Origin of the sequence: Vibrio aphrogenes (genome assembly GCF_002157735.2) — a bacterium.
In the GTDB taxonomy this organism is placed as follows: domain Bacteria; phylum Pseudomonadota; class Gammaproteobacteria; order Enterobacterales; family Vibrionaceae; genus Vibrio; species Vibrio aphrogenes.
Window position 1 is genome coordinate 2,093,788 of the sequence record NZ_AP018689.1, and the last position, 20,065, is coordinate 2,113,852.

Genomic DNA, 20,065 nt, shown 5'->3' on the forward strand with positions numbered 1-20,065 from the left:
AACTCATCATGATTTTTTCACCGCCGTTGCAACCTGCGACTTTAATTAAACGCTATAAACGCTTTCTTGCGGATGTCACCTTACCTAATGGTGAAACCAAGACCATGCATTGCGCGAATACAGGAGCAATGACAGGCTGTGCAAGTGCCGGAAATCAAGTGTGGTATTCCACATCAAATAACCCTAAACGCAAATACCCCAATAGTTGGGAGCTTTCAGTAACTGCACAAAATGATTGGATTTGTATCAATACAGCCAAAGCCAACGCCTTAGTGGTGGAAGCGATTGAACAACACCGCATTCCACAACTTGCAGGCTACGATACGCTGCGCACCGAAGTGAAATACGGTAAAGAAAATAGTCGAATTGATATTTTGTTAGAACAAACGGCCAGTGAACCGTCTCGCCCAGCTTGTTATATCGAAGTCAAAAGCGTGACCTTACTGCAAGAGGAATATGGCGCAGGTTGCGGCTTCTTCCCAGATTCCGTGACCACTCGAGGACAAAAACATTTACGAGAACTGATCGAAATGGTTGAGCTAGGTCACAGAGCAGTACTTTTTTTCGCTATTTTACATACAGGGATTGAAAATGTCGCGACCGCTCACCATATAGATGCAGATTATTCACAACTTTTAAAGCAGGCCCAAAAGGCAGGCGTTGAAGTGCTCTGTTATAAAGCAGACATATCAGCCAAACAAATAGAATTAAAAACATCCATTGAATTTATTCACTAAACTGAATGGAAAATATGAACTTCTTACTTGGGTTCACATTCAATAATTTATTTGTTTGCCAAGCCTAAATCTTTCTGCTATATGTACCGCCCTTATTTACCACCCTAGGTTTATAAAGAGCAATTAGGAGCGCTGTATGCCAGAACTAAACAAGAAAAAAACGCTAGGCATTCTAGCCATTGCGAGGGTTGAGCCATACCAGGAAAAAGCCGGTGAAGAGTATATGTCACCTGAGCAAATGGCTCACTTTACTAAAATTTTAAAAGCATGGCGTGACCAGCTTCGTGAAGAAGTGAACCGTACCATGAGCCACATGAAAGACGAAGCCGCTAACTTCCCTGATCCGGTTGACCGCGCCTCTCAGGAAGAAGAGTTTAGCTTAGAGTTACGTAACCGTGACCGTGAGCGTCGTCTGATCAAAAAGATCGAAAAAACTTTAATGAAAATTGAAGATGACGATTTTGGCTTCTGCGAATCTTGTGGCATTGAAATCGGTATTCGCCGTCTAGAAGCAAGACCAACTGCAGATCTTTGTATCGACTGTAAAACACTTGCCGAGCTTAAAGAAAAGCAAATGCAAGGTTAATTCTATCGCCCCTAACTTTAGGGGCGATGTTGCTTTTTATGTTTGTCTCTTCGAACTGAACCCTCGCTATGTCTCATTACGTTGGGCGTTTTGCCCCCTCACCTTCAGGTCCTTTGCATTTTGGCTCTTTAGTCGCCGCTCTTGGTAGTTACTTTCAAGCCAAATCTCAGCATGGTCAATGGTTGGTAAGAATTGAAGATATCGATCCCCCACGAGAAATGCCCGGTGCGGCCTCACTCATTCTCTCGACCTTAGAAAGTTATGGCCTACATTGGGATCAAAGTGTGGTTTATCAAAGCCAGCGTCATGATTTGTATCAACAGCAAATTGAAGCTTGGTTACAATCACAACGTGCCTATTATTGCCAATGTACTCGTAAGCAAATTAAACAAAGCGGTGGATTTTATCTCGGAACTTGCCGTCACCGTCATTTAACCACTCCGCACGATTGCGCAATTCGGCTTAAAGTCGATGATCCTATTCATGCGTTCTATGATCAAAAACATGGGAAAATCGCGATCCCAACCCAATTAGCGGCGGAAGACTTTATTATCAAACGTCGTGATGGCTTATTTGCATATAATTTAGCCGTGGTGCTGGATGATATTGATCAAGGTATTACCGAAGTCGTGCGTGGCGCAGATTTAATCGAACCAACCGGACGACAAATCAATTTGTATCGTTATTTACAACACCCAGAAGTCAGCTACATTCATCTTCCTTTAGCTGTTGATGAGCACGGCAATAAGCTCTCAAAGCAAAACCATGCTCCCGCCGTAAACAACCACAATCCAAAACCGACGATCATGCAAGTAATGCAATTTTTAGGCTTTGATTTACCAGTCGATTTTCAATCAGCTAGCATAGAACAAATGCTCAATTGGGGCGCTCAAAACTGGTCATTGACACAGTTGCCAGAGGCATTAAACCAACCGCTAACCTCATTCAACTGATATTCATCATTCTAAAATGTTGCATACTGAGCTATTATTGGCGCAATTTTTAGCTGTGCTTTGACTTTACAGCTTCGCTTAATACCCAAGTACTCTCGAGCTACATCTTGAGATGACTGAAGTATTGGTATTGCATTTCCGCTGTCGGCTGATCCCCATTGCAGCATTATCAACATTATTGAGGTGTGTTATTTTCACTCAAGCTGCCAATTTGTGTCGTAAACTATTTAGCAACACAAAATCAGACCAACCGAACCCAGCGCAGGAAAGCTCAAATGGAGACGTTAATCTGAACATTATCACTCGCCAAGAGCATAGTATCTCTCGTGCACACATCAGCGACAATGCGCTGAAAGTTCTCTATCGACTTAATAAACATGGCTATGATGCCTTTTTAGTCGGTGGTGGTGTCCGCGATCTATTGCTTGATAAACAACCGAAAGATTTTGATATAGCGACCAATGCTACTCCAGAACAAATTAAGCTGTTATTTCGTAACTGTCGCTTAATTGGCCGTCGCTTCCGTCTCGCTCATATTATGTTTGGGCGTGAAATTATTGAAGTCGCCACCTTCCGCGGCCATCATCAAGAACCGGAAAAAAATCAATCGGCACAGTCGAAAGAAGGCATGTTATTACGCGACAATGTCTACGGAACCATTCAAGAAGATGCGGAACGTCGAGATTTCACGATCAATGCGATGTATTACAACATTGCTGATTTTAGCATTCACGATTACGCCAATGGAGTACGAGATCTAAAAGCGGGCGTAGTACGCATGATAGGCGATCCTGAAACCCGTTATCGAGAAGATCCGGTGCGCATGATCCGTGCCATCCGTTTTGCGGCTAAATTAAATATGACCATTGAGCCACAGACCGCGGCTCCGATTAAACAACTCGTCCATTTAATGTCCGGGGTTCCTGCCGCACGTTTATTTGAAGAGTCATTAAAACTTCTGCAATCAGGACAAGGATGGGCAACTTATCAATTGCTGCGAGAATATAATTTATTCTCAACCCTTTTTCCGGCGGTCGCCCAGCATTTCACCCCAGAGCAAAACTCACATACTGAGAAAATGGTTGAGATCGTCCTGAAATCTACCGACAAACGGATTAATGAAGGTAAACGAATTAACCCAGCCTTTATGTTCGCAGCGTTCTTGTGGTATCCATTACAATATCGTGCCAATGAATTGGCCGACACGCGTAAGCTCAATCAATACGATGCCATCATGATGGCCAGCAATGACATTTTAGATGAACAAGTTCGTCACCTCGCTATTCCCCGACGCCACAGCGCTACGATTCGAGATATCTGGCAATTGCAATTACGCTTAACTCGTCGTACTGGAAAGCGCGCTTTTCATATGTTGGAACTGAATAAATTCCGTGCCGGCTTCGATATGCTGGAAATGCGTGGTAAAGCAGAAGGCGGACAAAGCCAAGAGTTAGCCCATTGGTGGCAAGAGTTCCAAGATGCGCCATTGGTGCATCGTCAAAATATGGTGCACGCTTTGGGTAATGAAAAGCCGGCAGGACGTCGCCGCCGCCGTCCGCATGCTAAGCGTAAACCGAAAAAAGCAAAGGCTAAAGAATGATCACGGCATACATCGCTATCGGCAGTAATTTATCCGATCCTGTGGCACAAGCACAAAAAGCTATTGAAGCTTTGCGCCAACACCCCCATATAAAGCTGGTGAACTGCTCATCACTGTACTCCAGTACACCGATGGGCCCACAAGATCAGCCAGACTACATTAATGCGGTGGCGGAAATACAGACTCACTTAACGCCTTTAGAATTGCTCGATAGCACTCAAGCTATTGAACTCGAGCAAGGGCGTGTACGTAAAGCGGAACGTTGGGGGCCAAGAAGTTTGGATCTCGATATTCTTCTTTATGGCGATCAGGTGATCAACCACGAACGTTTGACGGTGCCACATTACGGCATGAAGGTTCGTGAATTTGTCATTTACCCTTTGTATGAAATCGCCCCACATTTATCCCTACCTGATGGGACAGAGCTTCAATATCTGATCAAAACCATTGATCGTAATGGGCTCTCTATTTGGCAAGCCTAATCTGGCTCGTCGACCACGACGTTGCGTACGCTTGCTTTAATAAGGAATAATCATGAAAAAAGTATCAATCAACACCTTAATCAAGTGGAAACAAGAAGGGCTCAAATTTGCCACTTCCACTGCTTATGATGCCAGCTTTGCTCAGCTATTTGAGCAACAAGAAATACCACTATTATTAGTCGGTGACTCACTCGGCATGGTGTTGCAAGGCGAAGAAAGCACACTACCAGTTACCGTTGAAGATATTGCCTACCATACTCGCAGTGTCCGTGCTGGTAGCCCTAACTGCCTATTGCTTGCCGATATGCCATTTATGAGTTATGCCACTCCCGAACAGGCTTGCCAAAATGCCGCAACGTTAATGCGTGCAGGTGCAAACATGGTCAAACTTGAAGGTGGCAGTTGGTTAATTGAAACCGTAAAACAATTAACTGAACGCTCGGTGCCTGTTTGTGCCCATTTAGGTTTGACACCTCAATCTGTGAATATTTTTGGTGGTTTCCGTATTCAAGGGCGTGAACAAGAAAAAGCCCAACAAATCTTAGAAGACGCTATCGCGCTACAAAATGCCGGTGCGCAATTATTAGTGTTAGAATGCGTCCCAAGCCAATTGGCAAAACGTATTACCGAAGAGCTTACCATCCCAGTCATTGGGATCGGTGCAGGTAAAGATACCGATGGGCAAATCCTCGTTATGCACGATATGTTCGGGATTTCCGCCAATTATATGCCAAAATTTTCGAAAAACTTTTTAACTGAAACCGGCAGCATGCAAGCCGCAGTACAGCAATATATTCACGATGTTCAAACTGGTGCCTTCCCTGGCCCAGAACATAGCTTTGAATAATATTCTGCTGATAAACGTAAGGAACAAGTATGCAAACTTTTGCTGATATTGTCTCATTAAGAGATCAGCTAAAAAGCGCTCGTCGTGATGGTCGTCGTATCGCTTTTGTCCCAACGATGGGCAATTTACACGAAGGTCACCTCACTTTAGTCCGTAAAGCACGTGAACATGCCGATCTGGTTGTCGTCAGTATTTTTGTTAATCCCATGCAATTTGAACGTGCGGATGATTTAAATAACTACCCTAGAACCTTGGATGAAGACCTAAGTAAACTGAACAGTGAAGGCGTTGATTTTGTCTTTACTCCAACCCCAGAGTTGATGTATCCAGAAGGTTTAGATAAACAAACTTTCGTTGAAGTTCCTGGCCTATCGCACATGTTAGAAGGTGCATCTCGCCCGGGGCACTTCCGCGGTGTTAGCACGATTGTGACTAAGCTATTTAACATAGTACAACCTGATGTCGCTTGTTTTGGGGAGAAAGACTTCCAACAATTAGCTGTCATTCGAAAGATGGTAGCCGATTTAGTCTTAGATATTGAAATCATTGGAGTACCAACGGTACGTGAGTTAGATGGTTTAGCGATGAGCTCACGTAACGGTTTGCTGAGTCTAAGTGAACGTCAACGAGCTCCTGTCTTAGCGCGCACGATGCGCTGGATTGGCAGCCAAATTCGTGGCGGTCGTGAAGACTTCGCTTCATTACTGGAAGATGCCACCGATCAATTGCGTGCGGCTGATTTAGAACCGGATGAAATTTTTATTCGTGACGCAATGACACTGCAACTGCCGGGTGAAAGTACCACTCAATTAGTGATCTTAATGTCGGCCTTCCTAGGTAAAGTACGATTGATTGATAACTTAATTGTCGAACTCGGACAGAGCAAAGACGAAGAAGAATAATCTAACCTTCTGATATATAGGTAATAAAAAATCTATTAGGTGCCTAAGATTGAGTAACTTCTCGTTATCCGCATCTAGCCAAACTTGAGAGCGGCTCTGATTGCAACTCTTCAGTATCCATTAAAAAAGCCGGAACATTTCATTATGTTCCGGCTTTGTCATCTTGCTTGGTCTTTACGCCATCACACAATTTATGTGAGTAACAATTTATGTGAGTAACAATGGCGATCAATTTAACTGCGTAAACCGATCCCGCGCGAGATCAAGTAATAAGCAACAGAATACAAGACAACAATAAAGACACTTAACACCCCAAATGAAGTGTAAATCCCCACATCAGAGACCCCTAAAAATCCATAACGGAAAGCGTTAACCATATACACAATTGGGTTGATTTTTGATACTCCTTGCCAAAACTCTGGCAACATACTGATGGAGTAAAACACACCGCCTAAATAGGTTAATGGGGTTAAAACAAACGTCGGAATAATCGAGATATCATCAAAGGTATCCGCAAATACAGCGTTAATCAGTCCACCTAATGAAAAAACCACTGAGGTAAAGAACACGGTTGAGATAATAATGAACCAATGATGGATCTGTAAATCCACAAAAAACATGGAAACGAGAGTGACCATCGCCCCAACCATCAAACCACGAGTCACCCCTCCCATCACATAACCACAAATAATGATATGGTGTGGTACTGGAGCAACTAATAATTCCTCGATGTTTTTTTGGAATTTCGCACTAAAGAAAGAAGAGGCGACATTCGAATACGAGTTCGTGATCACTGACATCATGATCAGACCAGGAACAATGTACTCCATGTAACTAAAACCGTTCATCTCTCCAATTCGAGAGCCAATTAAGTTACCGAAAATAATAAAATACAACGTCATAGTGATCGCAGGTGGCACAATAGTTTGCACCCAAATACGCATGAAGCGGCGAATTTCTTTCGTGACTAAACTTTTAAAAGCGGTCCAATATAATTCAGCCATTACTCATTCTCTCCTTGTAATCGATTCTTCTCACCATTTTGAACAATAGTGACAAATAACTCTTCTAAACGGTTGGCTTTATTGCGCATCGATAAGACTTCAATACCTTGTTCGCTTAATTGCTCAAATACTCGGTTCAAACCTTGCTCCTTATCGATTTCAACTTCCAAGCTGTTATTTGCAAACTGAGTGATCTTCGCGCCGACTAATACCGGCTGTTGCGGACAATCTTTCAGATCAAAAATAAAAGTTTCAACACGCAGTTTATTGAGGAGCGCTTTCATTGAGGTATTTTCAATCACTTCACCGCGATGAATAATCCCAATATTGCGACACAGCATTTCCGCTTCTTCAAGGTAATGAGTCGTCAGAATAATCGTGACCCCTTCCTGATTAATCTTTTTCAAAAAAGTCCACATAGAACGGCGTAACTCAATGTCTACACCTGCAGTTGGCTCATCTAAAATCAATAATTTGGGTTCATGCATTAATGCACGAGCAATCATGAGTCGTCTTTTCATACCACCCGATAAATTACGAGCACGCTCATTTCGCTTGCTCCACAAATCTAATTGAGATAAATATTTTTCCGCTCTTTCTCGTGCCAGTGGCACCGATACCCCGTAGTAACCGGCCTGCTGCATAACAATTTGTAAGACGGTTTCAAAAGGGTTGAAGTTAAACTCTTGAGGGACTAAACCTAATTGTTGCTTCGCTTTCACTAAATCAGAATCTATATCAAAATCAAAGACTTTAACTTTGCCTGAGGTCTTATTCACTAAAGAGCTTATCACCCCAATGGTCGTCGATTTACCCGCGCCATTCGGCCCAAGTAAGGCATAGAAATCCCCTTGTTCAACGTTCAATGACACGCCTTTCAACGCTTCAAAGCCGCCGCCATAAGTCTTCCTCAAATCTTGAATTTCAAGTGCATATGTCATTTAATAATCACCTTCGAATGATAAATAGATCACAAATCGGATTTGCTTTTTATCTGTCTTGTGTATAGTAAGGCAAGTTAATAAGGAAGGTAACATGCCAGATATTAAACAGTTATTTAAAAATAACTCGACTTGGGCCGAGTCGATTAAATCAGAGCGCCCTGAGTTTTTTACTAAACTTAAGGAATCTCAACACCCTGAATATTTATGGATCGGTTGCTCAGATAGCCGAGTACCAGCAGAACGCCTAACCGGGCTTTATTCTGGTGAATTATTTGTGCACCGTAATGTCGCCAACCAAGTCGTCCACACTGACCTCAATTGCCTATCAGTCGTTCAATACGCCGTGGATGTACTTAAAGTAAAACACATCATTGTATGCGGTCACTATGGCTGTGGTGGTGTTCAAGCTTCGATTGATAATCCACAATTAGGCCTCATCAACAACTGGTTATTACACATTCGCGATCTCTTCTTAATTTATCGTGAATGGTTGGCACAATTTCCAGAAGAGCAATGGGCTGATAAGCTTTGTGAACTCAATGTTGCCGAGCAAGTTTATAACTTAGGTAACTCAACCATTCTGCAACAAGCTTGGGAACGTGGCCAAAAGGTGCAAATCCACGGTTGGGTATACGGTATCGGCGATGGCGTTCTAAATGACTTAGGTGTTCGCTGTCATAGTCCAGAAACACTCGAAGCCTCTCATAAAGCCTCTTTAGAGAAGATCCTGAGCTCAAAACCCAATAAATAGCCCACTGAGTCTTCTATAACAGAAATCTATAAACTAAAAGAGCGACCAATCCGTCGCTCTTTTAGTCTGAATCTGAAAATCATTCTATCGTTTTAGAAAGGGTAAATCGAATGATCTCCACTCATATTCAATATGGATAAAGTTGATAATCTAAACTGTATTTGCCGATTATGTCATTTATCTTTAAAGCTTATTCTTGTGGGATCACCTTACCAATATAAGGCAAATGGCGATAGTTTTGCGCATAATCGATACCGACGCCAACCACAAACTCATCAGGAATTTCAAAGCCGATCCATTTGGCATCAACTTCGACTTCACGGCGTGAAGGCTTATCCAACAAAGTACAAATTTCAATTGAGTTCGGTTCACGGATCTCAAGAATTTCACGAACTTTACTTAAGGTGTTGCCTGTATCAATGATATCTTCAACCAGTAAAACATCTTTACCTTTAATATCATCATCAAGGTCTTTTAAGATACGCACGTCACGAGAACTAGTCATGCCGTTGCCATAGCTTGAAGCTGTCATAAAATCAATTTGATGATTTAAATCGATAGCACGAGATAAATCTGCCATAAAGACATACGAACCGCGTAATAAGCCAACAATCACTAAATTTTCTGAACCTTGGTAATAATCGGCAATCGCTTTACCTAGAACTTTTACTCGATCTTGCACATCCTGTTCAGAGATCATTACTTCTACGGTGTGTTTCATACTTTTCTCAATTTTTAGATTTTACTGCAAAATAAATTATACCTAGTAAAGGTAAAATTTTAACGTCAAGTTATCTATTCTAGCACTGCAAACCTCTGACGTTAACTTTTACCCGACACAATCTCACGTTTGATGGCTTTTTGTTCAGATTGACACAAGATTCAACAGCGGTAGACTGATTCCTAAAATAATTACTCTAAATTTAACCCTTATCTTTACCCCCCCAGTATTACTCTCTATTGCAGTTGGGATTATTTTAGGATCTGATCATGGATATGATAATACACCGCCCAAGGACTCGATTAAGCCCGGAAAAAAGAAAGCAACAATTACTCGAGATAGGCATTGATGTCTTCGCACGACGTGGTATCGGCCGTGGAGGGCATGCGGATATAGCAGAAATCGCTCATGTTTCTGTCGCCACTGTTTTTAATTATTTTCCCACTCGTGAAGGCTTAGTAGAAGCCATTCTCAATGAAGTCGAGCAACACTTTACCACCTTCTTAGAGAGGAATATTGACCTTACTCTTCCCGTCAAGCACAACTTACAAACCCTCTCTCAACAATTGATCGAGACGGTATTAAATGAAACACAATGGATAAAAATTTGGTTTGAATGGAGTACTTCTACTCGAGAGGACGTATGGCCATTATTTGTTGCCACTCACACTAAGCATCAGCACAACTTCCGAACGCTGTTTGCCAATGCAATTGTTCAAGGTGAATTAAATGATCGCCACCATCCGAGTAACATTGCCAAGTTATTTCATGGCATTTGTTATTCTATTTTTGTTCAGGCCAACCGTCGCCCAGATAGAGATTACTTAAACCACTTAGCCAGCAGCTTCATCGAGATGTTATGTATTTATAAAGACTAATGGTTCTTTTGCAATAACCCTCTCATTGATACACGCTCAGAAATGGCATAGCAGAAGCAATAATCAACGACTAATAACTACAATTAATATAAGTAACCTCAGCTGCAGATAATGACGAAAAGAGCCGTACAGCGCAAACTGTACGGCTCTTTATTATTTTGCATCAAAGCGATTTTCAAGGTTCAGGCTTTCTCGCCACAACCCCTTGAAAACTTACTTCTTACGTTTAACTGCTTTGGCGTTTGGAAGGTCAGTAATCGTACCTTCAAATACTTCGGCCGCTAAGCCAACAGATTCATGCAATGTTGGGTGAGCGTGGATAGTTAATGCGATATCTTCAGCATCACAACCCATTTCAATCGCAAGACCGATTTCACCTAGTAGTTCACCACCGTTAGTACCGACAATCGCACCACCGATAACACGATGAGTTTCTTTATCAAAGATAAGCTTCGTCATACCATCAGCGCAATCAGAGGCAATCGCACGGCCCGATGCAGCCCAAGGGAAGGTTGCAGTTTCGTATTGAATACCTTCTGCTTTTGCTTCTTTTTCAGTCTTACCAACCCACGCCACTTCTGGCTCAGTATAAGCAATCGATGGAATGACTTTCGGATCGAAGTAGTGTTTCTTACCAGCAATGACTTCTGCGGCAACGTGGCCTTCATGCACACCTTTGTGAGCTAGCATTGGTTGACCTACGATATCACCGATAGCATGGATATGAGGTACGTTGGTGCGCATTTGCTTATCAACATTGATAAAGCCACGCTCATCGACTTCAATACCGGCTTTTTCTGCATCCATTAGCTTACCGTTTGGCACACGACCAATCGCTACTAGGACTGCATCATAACGCTCAGCTTCTGTTGGCGCTTTTTTGCCTTCCATTGAAACGTAGATACCATCTTCTTTCGCTTCAACCGCCGTCACTTTCGTTTCAAGCATTAGGTTGAATTTATCTTTAATGCGTTTAGTGAACACTTTCACAACGTCTTTATCAGCCGCTGGGATCACTTGGTCAAACATTTCCACCACATCAATCTGTGAACCTAATGAGTGGTAAACCGTACCCATTTCTAGACCAATGATACCACCGCCCATAACAAGCAATTTCTTCGGTACTTCTTTTAGCTCAAGCGCGTCCGTTGAATCCCAAATACGTGGGTCATCATGTGGAATAAATGGCAGTTTAATTGGACGAGAGCCCGCTGCAATGATCGCATTATCAAATGAAATAGTCGTAGTTTCTTCACCTTCTACCACTAAAGTTTTCGGATCGGTAAACTTACCGAAACCATTAACCACGGTCACTTTGCGTTGCTTAGCCATACCAGCAAGGCCACCAGTAAGCTGAGTGATCACTTTATCTTTCCACAAACGGATTTTATCGATGTCAGTTTGAGGTTCACCAAATACCACACCGTGTTCAGCCATTGCTTTGGCTTCTTCAATCACTTTGGAGACATGAAGGAGTGCTTTTGATGGGATACAACCTACGTTTAAACAAACGCCACCTAGGGTGCTGTAACGCTCAACTAGAACCGTTTCCAAACCTAAATCGGCACAACGGAAAGCGGCTGAATACCCAGCAGGACCGGCACCGAGTACCACGACTTGTGCTTTAATTTCTTTGCTCATTTTGACCTCGTTATAGTCATTTTATCCCTGACAAGCTGACGGTTCCCATGATGCTATCCAGTGAACAATACCTTGCAATGAATAACCAAAAGTTGGGAGTGGAACCTAATTCAGAAGTAACGCCAGTTTATCGGCTTGTTAACAAACTGAAAAGCGATTCACCTTAGCCTGTGAGCTAGACAACATTCTTTTTTACTTGTGTCATATTACGTGTCATCGCCATTTGCTTACAGCACGTAATATCCAAATTCGATTGAAAAAATAAGGTGGCGTTGTGCCACCCTATTTCAACTCAATTACAGTACCAAGCGGCGGATGTCGGATAGACAGCCGTTGAGGTATGTAATGAAGCGAGCACCTTCTGCGCCATCAATCACACGGTGATCGTAAGACAGTGAAAGTGGAAGCTGTAGGCGTGGTTCAAATTCTTTACCATTCCATACTGGCTTCATTTCAGATTTAGATACCCCTAGGATACCCACTTCTGGAGCGTTAACGATTGGAGTAAACGCTGTACCACCGATACCGCCAAGGCTTGAGATAGTGAAACAACCGCCTTGCATATCAGAAGCAGTCAGTTTACCTGCACGTGCTTTCTTAGAAATCACAGCCAGTTCTTCAGATAATTCGTAAATGCCTTTTTTGTTGACATCTTTAAATACAGGAACCACTAGACCGTTTGGCGTATCAACCGCAATACCTACGTTCACGTATTTCTTAAGAATGATGCTTTCGCCATCTTCAGAAAGAGAAGAGTTAAATGCAGGGAAGGCTTCTAGCGCTTTCGCGACAGCTTTCATGATGAACACAAGTGGTGTGATCTTCATGCCAGTGTCTTTCTTCGCTTCAATAGCATTTTGTTCTTTACGGAACGCTTCTAGAGCTGTGATATCAGCATTGTCCCACTGTGTAACGTGCGGGATCATTACCCAGTTACGGTGCAGGTTAGCGCCAGAGATTTTCTTAATCTTAGACAGTTTTTGAACTTCGGTTTCACCAAACTTGCTGAAGTCCACTTTTGGCCAAGGAAGAAGACCTAGTGCACTGCCGTCGCCATTGCCAGATGCTGCTGCACCAGACTCTAGACGTTTTAGTGCTTCTTTAACGAAGTTTTGTACGTCTTCTTTCAAGATACGGCTCTTACGACCAGTACCTTTCACTTTCGCTAGGTTTACACCGAACTCACGTGCTAAACGACGAACCACTGGAGAAGCATGAGCGTACTCATTATTCTCTTGGAAACCAGGGCCTTGGAAATCACCGGTTGATGCAGGCGCTTGAGGCGCTGCTGGAGTTGAAGCCGATGCAGGTGCCGCAGCTGGGGCTGGAGCAGCTGCTTGTGGTGCAGATGCTGCGCCAGCGACTTCAAATACCATGATCAATGAACCCGTTGATACTTTATCACCGGCATTGATTTTGATTTCTTTTACTACGCCAGCAAATGGCGCTGGAACTTCCATTGATGCTTTGTCGCCTTCAACCGTGATCAAAGATTGCTCTTCTTCAACAGTATCGCCAACGGCAACCATCACTTCAGTCACTTCAACTTCATCGCCACCGATATCAGGAACGTTCACTTCTTTCGCAGCTGATGCCGCAGGTGCTGCTGTTTCTTGTGGAGCGGCTTCTGCTACCGGAGCCGATGGAGCGCCTGAGCCTGCCACTTCAAATACCATGATAAGTGAGCCAGTCGTCACTTTATCACCAGTATTTACTTTAAGTTCTTTAAGAACACCCGCAAAAGGAGCCGGTACTTCCATTGATGCTTTGTCGCCTTCAACAGTTAGAAGTGATTGCTCTTCTTCAATACTGTCACCGATAGCTACCATGATTTCAGTCACTTCAACTTCATCACCGCCGATATCAGGAACATGAACTTCTTTTAGTTCAGCGGCGGCTGGAGCTGCTGCAGGAGCCGCTTCTGTTTTTGGAGCTTCTGGAGCTGGAGCCGCTGCTGCGCCCTCCGCTTCAAAGACCATGATAAATGAACCAGTTGAAACTGAATCACCTACATTGACTTTAATTTCTTTTACAATACCCGCTTGTGGCGCAGGAACTTCCATGGAAGCTTTATCGCCTTCAACCGTAATCAGAGACTGCTCTTCTTCAACCTTGTCACCAACGTTTACTAGAATCTCAGTAACTTCAACCTCATCGGCACCAATGTCAGGTACATTAATTTCGATTGTCATTCGTCTTTCCTTTATTTGATTGAAGTGTGCAACCTGCCTTTAGTCATGCTGCACACCTTCATTCTTATGCGTTTAGTGAATTAAGCGTGCAGTGGGTTAACTTTATCTGCATCAATGTTGAATTTCGCAATCGCTTCAGTAACGACTGATTTCTCAACATCACCACGTTTCACAAGTTCTGTTAGCGCTGCAACCACGACATAGCCTGCATTCACTTCGAAGTGACGACGTAGGTTGTCACGGCTGTCTGAACGACCAAAGCCATCTGTACCCAACACTTTGTAAGATTCAGCAGGAACGAATGCACGAACTTGGTCGGCATAGTTCTTCATGTAATCTGTCGCAGCAATAGCAGGCTCAGAGCCTAGTACTGTTGTAATGTAAGGCACTTTTTGCTCAGCTTCTGGGTGAAGCATGTTGTAACGCTCAGCATCTTGACCATCACGAGTCAATTCGTTGAAAGACGTTACAGAGAACACGTCAGAGGCAATGCCGTACTCTTCACTTAGAATTTGTGCGGCTTTACGCACTTCATTCATGATTGTACCCGAGCTCATCAACTGAACTTTCGACTTGCTACCTGCGTAAGTTTCTAGCTTGTAGATACCACGACGGATACCCTCTTCAGCGCCTTCTGGCATTGCTGGCATGTGGTAGTTTTCATTCATTACCGTTAGGTAGTAGTAAACGTTCTCTTGCTCACCGTACATGCGACGGATACCGTCTTGCATGATAACAGCCACTTCATAAGCGAATGTTGGGTCGTAAGAAATACAGTTAGGAACCGTATTCGCCATGATGTGTGAGTGGCCATCTTCGTGCTGTAGACCTTCACCGTTTAACGTTGTACGGCCTGCTGTAGCACCAAGTAGGAAACCGCGAGCTTGTTGGTCACCTGCCATCCACGCCATGTCGCCCACACGTTGGAAGCCGAACATTGAGTAGTAGATGTAGAACGGAATCATTGGCAAGTTGTTAGTGCTGTATGACGTTGCCGCAGCAACCCATGAAGACATTGCACCTAACTCATTAATACCTTCTTGTAAAACTTGACCTGAAGTTGCTTCTTTGTAGTAAGAAACCACACCACGGTCTTCAGGTGTGTAAGTCTGGCCATTCGGGTTGTAGATACCGATTTGACGGAATAGGCCTTCCATACCGAAAGTACGCGCTTCGTCAGCAATGATTGGTACGATGTTTTCACCGATACCTTTATCTTTTAGCAAGATATTTAGCGTACGAACAAATGCCATTGTGGTTGAGATATCACGCTTTTGTTCAGTTAATAGCGCATCAAACTCACCGAGTTCAGGAATGGTTAGCTCTTGAGTAAATTTAGGTAAACGCTGAGGCGTGTAACCATGTAGAGCTTTACGACGAGCGTGTAGGTATTCGTATTCTTTCGAACCTTCTTCTAGTGTTAGATAAGGAAGATCTTTCACTTTCTCATCCGTTAGAAGATCTTGTAGACCTAAACGATCGCGTAAGTGAAGAACATGCGTCATGTCCATTTTCTTCACTTGGTGTGCAATGTTTTTACCTTCTGCCGCATCACCCATACCGTAACCTTTAACAGTTTTCGCTAGAATAACCGTTGGACGACCTTTGGTTTCTTGTGCATTTTTGTAAGCAGCATACAGTTTAGAAGACTCGTGACCACCACGCTTCAATTCGAAGATTTGATCATCAGTCATGTCAGCAACAAGTGCTGCTGTTTCAGGATATTTACCGAAGAAGTGTTCACGTACGTAAGCACCATCTTTCGATTTAAAGGTTTGGTAATCGCCATCGATAGTTTCATTCATAAGCTGTAGAAGCTTACCTGTTGTATCTTTAGCAAGTAGTGAATCCCAGTTATTACCCCAGATCACTTTCACGACGTTCCAACCAGCACCTTTAAATAGACCTTCAAGTTCTTGAATGATCTTACCGTTACCCATTACCGGGCCATCTAGACGCTGTAGGTTACAGTTGATTAGGAAGCATAGGTTGTCGAGTTTTTCACGAGCAGCGAAAGAGATTGCACCACGTGATTCTGGCTCATCCATCTCACCATCACCTAAGAACGCGTAAACACGTTGCTCAGAAGTATCTTTCAAACCACGGCCTTCAAGGTACTTCAAGAAGCGAGCTTGATAAATAGAAGCAATTGGGCCAAGACCCATAGATACCGTTGGGAACTGCCAGAATTCAGGCATTAATTTAGGGTGTGGATATGAAGGGATACCTTTACCATCAACTTCTTGACGGAAGTTATCAAGTTGCTCTTCAGTCAAACGACCTTCAAGGAAAGCACGAGCGTAGATCCCTGGAGAGATATGACCTTGATAATAAACTAAATCGCCACCGTCTTTTTCGTTTGGAGCACGGAAGAAGTGGTTAAAACAAACTTCATAAAACGCAGCTGAAGATTGGTAAGACGCCATGTGGCCGCCTAGCTCTAAATCTTTTTTAGATGCACGAAGTACAATCATAACGGCGTTCCAACGAATGATCGCACGAATACGGCGCTCTAACGTAGTATCACCAGGATATGCCGGCTCTTGTGCTGCCGGAATAGTGTTTATGTAGTTTGTGTTAATGCCAGTTGGCATATCAACACCGTCTAAACGAGCTTTATCTAGAACTTGCTCTAGCAAATATTGAGCGCGCTCGACACCTTCTTCACGTACCACTGATTCAAGAGCAGCTAACCATTCTTGAGTTTCCAGTGCATCAACGTCATTATTCATGACTTCAGACATGGCGATCTATCCTTTTGTTGGTTTGACTGACCAGCGAGTAGCCAATCTTATGATTCGTTAGCTTGTTGAATACGGCGCAATGAGCGCTCGCGACGACTCTCTTCTCGAGTCAAATCCAACAAGGTTTCTTCGATATAAGCCAAGTGGGCATGCGATGCTTTACGGGCCTTTTCTGGTTCACGCTCTAGGATCGCTTGCACAATACTGGCACGGTGATGACTCACCTTTTCCACCACTTCATCACGACGATGAAGTAATTCTAAATTCTGTAATACATTCTGTTGTAGCAAAGGTGCTAAGCTTCGAACAATGTGTAATAACACCACATTGTGAGCCGCTTCAGAGATGGCAATCAATACCGCCATCACCGCCTTAGATTCGGCGACAACATCTTTATTCTCTATGGCTTTCTCAACTTCTTTTTGACATTGAGAAATGCGTTTAAAGTCTTCTTCAGTACCACGTAATGCGGCAAAATACGCTGAGATCCCTTCCATTGCATGACGAGATTCGAGTAAGTCGAGTTGTGTTTCTGAATGCGTCGACAATAACTCTAGCAAAGGGTCTGAAAAAGACGTCCACAAACTGTCACTAACAAATGTACCGCCACCTTGTTTGCGCGTTAATAGGCGCTTAGCTTCAAGACGTTGAATAGCTTCACGGATAGAAGGACGAGACACATCAAACTGTTTTGCTAATTCTCGTTCAGGCAATAATTGCTGACCTGGAGAAAGTGTGCCTTCTAAAATCAACCGTTCAATTTCCTGTTCAATCACATCAGAAAGCTTCGGCTGACGAATCCTTTGATAAGCCATGATTAATTTGTCTTCTTATTTGCGGTTGTAAATTGGTAATACCAATTACCAGACTCACCAAAAAGTTTACATAAACTAAACATACGTGTCTAGTCAAAATTGACCCAAATCAAAGAATGGTAAGACCTTAACCAGTTAGTAACAAAATCATTCTAAAACAACAATAATATTGGTAAGACCAATTAATTATTGGACAATTAGACTATTATTTGATGACAAAGAATAACGAAAATTTGTTAAAAACGTGACTTTGATCTCGATCAAATTGACTCTTACTTCATTTTGGTTTAGGGGATTATTACCTTGGTTTTTTACAAAAAGATTATTAGCGATAAGACAAACAACAAGCTTGAGAAAAAAAGCAGAAAAATATGATATTTTCAGAATAGAAACAGTAGGTTATAAATGATTAGTTCATAGAAAATCAGTTACTTAGGGACGGTTAATAAACTTCTAAAATAACGCCAATCGAATCCCAAGCCAGGGTCCGTTTTTCTCAGCGGGGCAATATATTGATGACCAGTAATACGTGGAAGGGTAATTTGCGGATAGCGCACCATCAATAAATGAGTCACCGTAGCCAATGAGTGATACTGCTCTTGGGTATACACATCAAAGTCGCTGCCTTCAAGTTCAATTCCGATAGAATAGTCGTTGCAACGCTCCACTCCTGCAAAGCTTGATTTTCCCGCATGCCAAGCACGAGCATTAAAAGGGACAAATTGGATGATCTCGCCATCACGACGAATAAAGCAATGCGCCGAAACCCCCATCTTATGGATCACCTTAAAGAAAGGATGCTCATTGGCGTCCAACTTACCGGTAAAAAATTGTTCAACATAAGGCCCACCATACTGCCCTGGTGGCAAACTAATATTATGCACCACCAGCAAGGAAACTGGGGTTTGCTCAGGCCTTTGATCAAAAAATGGTGAGGGCACGTGTTTAACGTCAGAAAGCCATGAGTCGGGTGTGATGTGCATAGCGAGCGCCTTATTGATGATGTAAAGTTATTCTGTCGTACCCATAAATCAAATTCAAGTAACCAACCAATAAGGCGCTACTCTTGCTATATTAAAATTAAAAATAACGATTATGTTAATGCCTCTTTGATTCTAATAAATGCTTCATTCAATGTTGCTTTTGGGCATCCTAAATTTAACCGGACAAAACCTGTTCCCTCTTTGCCAAAACTGATTCCCATACTAGGAACAATCCCAGCTCTAATAAATCGCTCCTCCAATTCTGTGTCGGTTAAATTGAGCAATCGACAATCTAACCAAGCTAAGTATCCTGCTTGAGGCGGGATGAATCTCACCCCGGAAAGCTCCTTGGATATAAACTGCTCAAGCTGAGTAATATTTTCTCTTAAATACGATCTTAATTCTTCCAGCCAATCTGAACAGGTTTGGTAAGCTGTTGTCGCGGCAACAATAGATAGACAGTTAAAAACATCCATGCCATGAGCATCCAAGTTACGAAGATACTCAGATCTGACTGACTCATCAGGGATCATAAAATTGGAAATACGTAATGATGATAAGCCAAAGGTTTTACTCGCTGCGGTTGCCACAATTAAACGCTCGCGTAATAAATCAGGTAAACGTAATGCTGAATAATATTGCTTATCAGAAATAGCTAAGTCTCCCCAGATTTCATCACTTAATAACCACACATGATATTTACGGCACAACTCAGCAATTTTTAGAACTTCAGCTTCAGACCATACTCTCCCAGTTGGATTATGAGGATTACAAAAAATAAGCACCTTAGTACCTTGAGCAAAACACGCCTCTAAATGCTCAAAGTCCAGTTGATATTCACCATCATTTTCCAATAATGGGTTTTCTACAACGACACGATCATTCAAATTAATGATCTTTCTAAATGAACCATAACCTGGGCTCTGCAAAACGATTGAATCACCACTTTTTGTGAGCATTTGTATTGCTAATGATAATCCAGGTAAAACCCCATGCACCGTTGTTATCCATTCTTTTTTTACAACTGTATTGTGGTGGTTTTGATACCAATCAATGATCGCTTGATAGTAAGTATCATCTCTTTCCGAGTAACCAAATACACCATGATCAATACGTTGCTGTAAGGCATCTAATACCAAGGTAGGAGCTTTAAAATCATAATCCGATACCCACATAGGCAATAAATCATTACCAGTTAACCCTAACTTTTGTGGCATATTGTCCCATTTTAAGGACCCCGTATCTTTACGATTTATAAGTTGATCGAATGAATTCATATACTATT

General features: G+C 42.7%; 18 protein-coding genes. 9 read left to right on the forward strand and 9 right to left on the reverse strand.

All coding sequences use genetic code 11. The annotated features are described in order from the left end of the window. Positions 1 to 8: 8 nt before the first annotated feature. The 7 genes from sfsA (at position 9) to panC (ending at position 6,107) form a co-directional block, all read left to right on the forward strand. Positions 9 to 737 (forward strand): DNA/RNA nuclease SfsA, encoded by a 729-nt coding sequence (gene sfsA, locus VCA1004_RS09510; RefSeq protein ID WP_086981546.1) that lies wholly within the window; start codon positions 9 to 11, stop codon positions 735 to 737. A 136-nt stretch (positions 738 to 873) separates the two neighbouring features. Further along, on the forward strand, positions 874 to 1,323 hold the full coding sequence (dksA, locus tag VCA1004_RS09515) for an RNA polymerase-binding protein DksA (RefSeq protein ID WP_086981547.1): 450 nt from the start codon (positions 874 to 876) through the stop codon (positions 1,321 to 1,323). 68 nt (positions 1,324 to 1,391) lie between these two features. Further along, positions 1,392 to 2,276, forward strand: a complete 885-nt coding sequence (gluQRS, locus tag VCA1004_RS09520; protein ID WP_086981548.1) for a tRNA glutamyl-Q(34) synthetase GluQRS — start codon at positions 1,392 to 1,394, stop codon at positions 2,274 to 2,276. Between the two features lie 112 nt (positions 2,277 to 2,388). Then, the gene (gene pcnB / locus VCA1004_RS09525; RefSeq protein WP_086981549.1) at positions 2,389 to 3,876 is read left to right on the forward strand and encodes a polynucleotide adenylyltransferase PcnB; all 1,488 of its coding nucleotides are present in this window, start codon (positions 2,389 to 2,391) and stop codon (positions 3,874 to 3,876) included. After that, a complete protein-coding gene (gene folK, locus VCA1004_RS09530; RefSeq protein WP_086981550.1) occupies positions 3,873 to 4,358 on the forward strand; it encodes a 2-amino-4-hydroxy-6-hydroxymethyldihydropteridine diphosphokinase in 486 nt (161 codons plus the stop codon). Before pcnB ends, folK begins: the two co-directional genes overlap by 4 nt. 52 nt (positions 4,359 to 4,410) lie before the next feature. After that, on the forward strand, positions 4,411 to 5,205 hold the full coding sequence (gene panB / locus VCA1004_RS09535; RefSeq protein ID WP_086981551.1) for a 3-methyl-2-oxobutanoate hydroxymethyltransferase: 795 nt from the start codon (positions 4,411 to 4,413) through the stop codon (positions 5,203 to 5,205). Between the two features lie 29 nt (positions 5,206 to 5,234). Next, positions 5,235 to 6,107, forward strand: coding sequence for a pantoate--beta-alanine ligase (gene panC, locus VCA1004_RS09540; RefSeq protein ID WP_086981552.1), 873 nt, complete (start codon positions 5,235 to 5,237; stop codon positions 6,105 to 6,107). 233 nt (positions 6,108 to 6,340) lie between these two features. Here the strand turns inward: panC and VCA1004_RS09545 are convergent, their stop codons facing one another. Beyond that, on the reverse strand, positions 6,341 to 7,111 hold the full coding sequence (locus VCA1004_RS09545; RefSeq protein WP_086981553.1) for an ABC transporter permease: 771 nt from the start codon (positions 7,109 to 7,111) through the stop codon (positions 6,341 to 6,343). Further along, positions 7,111 to 8,052 carry an ABC transporter ATP-binding protein gene (locus VCA1004_RS09550; RefSeq protein WP_086981554.1) on the reverse strand — a complete coding sequence of 314 codons (942 nt, stop codon included), beginning with the start codon at positions 8,050 to 8,052 and terminating at the stop codon, positions 7,111 to 7,113. The genes VCA1004_RS09545 and VCA1004_RS09550 overlap by 1 nt, the downstream gene beginning before the upstream one ends. Positions 8,053 to 8,146: 94 nt before the next feature. Between VCA1004_RS09550 and can the strand changes: the two genes are divergently transcribed. Continuing rightward, positions 8,147 to 8,806, forward strand: coding sequence for a carbonate dehydratase (can, locus tag VCA1004_RS09555; RefSeq protein WP_086981555.1), 660 nt, complete (start codon positions 8,147 to 8,149; stop codon positions 8,804 to 8,806). A gap of 190 nt (positions 8,807 to 8,996) precedes the next feature. Here can and hpt read toward each other — a convergent pair whose 3' ends face one another. After that, a complete protein-coding gene (hpt, locus tag VCA1004_RS09560; RefSeq protein ID WP_086981556.1) occupies positions 8,997 to 9,527 on the reverse strand; it encodes a hypoxanthine phosphoribosyltransferase in 531 nt (176 codons plus the stop codon). A 269-nt stretch (positions 9,528 to 9,796) separates the two neighbouring features. Between hpt and VCA1004_RS09565 the strand changes: the two genes are divergently transcribed. After that, positions 9,797 to 10,405 carry a TetR/AcrR family transcriptional regulator gene (locus VCA1004_RS09565; protein WP_086981557.1) on the forward strand — a complete coding sequence of 203 codons (609 nt, stop codon included), beginning with the start codon at positions 9,797 to 9,799 and terminating at the stop codon, positions 10,403 to 10,405. A 213-nt stretch (positions 10,406 to 10,618) separates the two neighbouring features. Here VCA1004_RS09565 and lpdA read toward each other — a convergent pair whose 3' ends face one another. From lpdA to VCA1004_RS09595, 6 genes are all read right to left on the reverse strand, one after another. After that, positions 10,619 to 12,046 carry a dihydrolipoyl dehydrogenase gene (lpdA, locus tag VCA1004_RS09570; protein ID WP_086981558.1) on the reverse strand — a complete coding sequence of 476 codons (1,428 nt, stop codon included), beginning with the start codon at positions 12,044 to 12,046 and terminating at the stop codon, positions 10,619 to 10,621. 296 nt (positions 12,047 to 12,342) lie between these two features. After that, on the reverse strand, positions 12,343 to 14,238 hold the full coding sequence (gene aceF, locus VCA1004_RS09575; protein ID WP_086981559.1) for a pyruvate dehydrogenase complex dihydrolipoyllysine-residue acetyltransferase: 1,896 nt from the start codon (positions 14,236 to 14,238) through the stop codon (positions 12,343 to 12,345). Positions 14,239 to 14,318: 80 nt separating this feature from the next. Next, positions 14,319 to 16,982: a pyruvate dehydrogenase (acetyl-transferring), homodimeric type gene (gene aceE / locus VCA1004_RS09580; protein ID WP_086981560.1), complete on the reverse strand. Its 2,664-nt coding sequence runs from the start codon at positions 16,980 to 16,982 to the stop codon at positions 14,319 to 14,321. Between the two features lie 47 nt (positions 16,983 to 17,029). Beyond that, entirely contained in the window at positions 17,030 to 17,797 is a 768-nt protein-coding gene (gene pdhR / locus VCA1004_RS09585; RefSeq protein ID WP_086981561.1) for a pyruvate dehydrogenase complex transcriptional repressor PdhR, read from the reverse strand. Between the two features lie 428 nt (positions 17,798 to 18,225). After that, positions 18,226 to 18,780, reverse strand: a complete 555-nt coding sequence (ampD, locus tag VCA1004_RS09590) for a 1,6-anhydro-N-acetylmuramyl-L-alanine amidase AmpD (protein ID WP_086981562.1) — start codon at positions 18,778 to 18,780, stop codon at positions 18,226 to 18,228. A 110-nt stretch (positions 18,781 to 18,890) separates the two neighbouring features. Further along, complete coding sequence (locus VCA1004_RS09595) at positions 18,891 to 20,057, reverse strand: MalY/PatB family protein (RefSeq protein ID WP_086981563.1); 1,167 nt, start codon at positions 20,055 to 20,057, stop codon at positions 18,891 to 18,893. Positions 20,058 to 20,065: the final 8 nt, after the last annotated feature.

Coding starts and splice junctions, on each gene's coding strand:
- pdhR (WP_086981561.1), bottom strand. CDS start 17,797: ATGGCTTATCAAAGGATTCGTCAGCCGAAGCTTTCTGATGTGATTGAA.
- aceE (WP_086981560.1), bottom strand. CDS start 16,982: ATGTCTGAAGTCATGAATAATGACGTTGATGCACTGGAAACTCAAGAA.
- gluQRS (WP_086981548.1), top strand. CDS start 1,392: ATGTCTCATTACGTTGGGCGTTTTGCCCCCTCACCTTCAGGTCCTTTG.
- sfsA (WP_086981546.1), top strand. CDS start 9: ATGATTTTTTCACCGCCGTTGCAACCTGCGACTTTAATTAAACGCTAT.
- can (WP_086981555.1), top strand. CDS start 8,147: ATGCCAGATATTAAACAGTTATTTAAAAATAACTCGACTTGGGCCGAG.
- VCA1004_RS09595 (WP_086981563.1), bottom strand. CDS start 20,057: ATGAATTCATTCGATCAACTTATAAATCGTAAAGATACGGGGTCCTTA.
- folK (WP_086981550.1), top strand. CDS start 3,873: ATGATCACGGCATACATCGCTATCGGCAGTAATTTATCCGATCCTGTG.
- panB (WP_086981551.1), top strand. CDS start 4,411: ATGAAAAAAGTATCAATCAACACCTTAATCAAGTGGAAACAAGAAGGG.
- hpt (WP_086981556.1), bottom strand. CDS start 9,527: ATGAAACACACCGTAGAAGTAATGATCTCTGAACAGGATGTGCAAGAT.
- aceF (WP_086981559.1), bottom strand. CDS start 14,238: ATGACAATCGAAATTAATGTACCTGACATTGGTGCCGATGAGGTTGAA.
- panC (WP_086981552.1), top strand. CDS start 5,235: ATGCAAACTTTTGCTGATATTGTCTCATTAAGAGATCAGCTAAAAAGC.
- pcnB (WP_086981549.1), top strand. CDS start 2,389: ATGACTGAAGTATTGGTATTGCATTTCCGCTGTCGGCTGATCCCCATT.
- VCA1004_RS09565 (WP_086981557.1), top strand. CDS start 9,797: ATGGATATGATAATACACCGCCCAAGGACTCGATTAAGCCCGGAAAAA.
- VCA1004_RS09545 (WP_086981553.1), bottom strand. CDS start 7,111: ATGGCTGAATTATATTGGACCGCTTTTAAAAGTTTAGTCACGAAAGAA.
- lpdA (WP_086981558.1), bottom strand. CDS start 12,046: ATGAGCAAAGAAATTAAAGCACAAGTCGTGGTACTCGGTGCCGGTCCT.
- dksA (WP_086981547.1), top strand. CDS start 874: ATGCCAGAACTAAACAAGAAAAAAACGCTAGGCATTCTAGCCATTGCG.
- VCA1004_RS09550 (WP_086981554.1), bottom strand. CDS start 8,052: ATGACATATGCACTTGAAATTCAAGATTTGAGGAAGACTTATGGCGGC.
- ampD (WP_086981562.1), bottom strand. CDS start 18,780: ATGCACATCACACCCGACTCATGGCTTTCTGACGTTAAACACGTGCCC.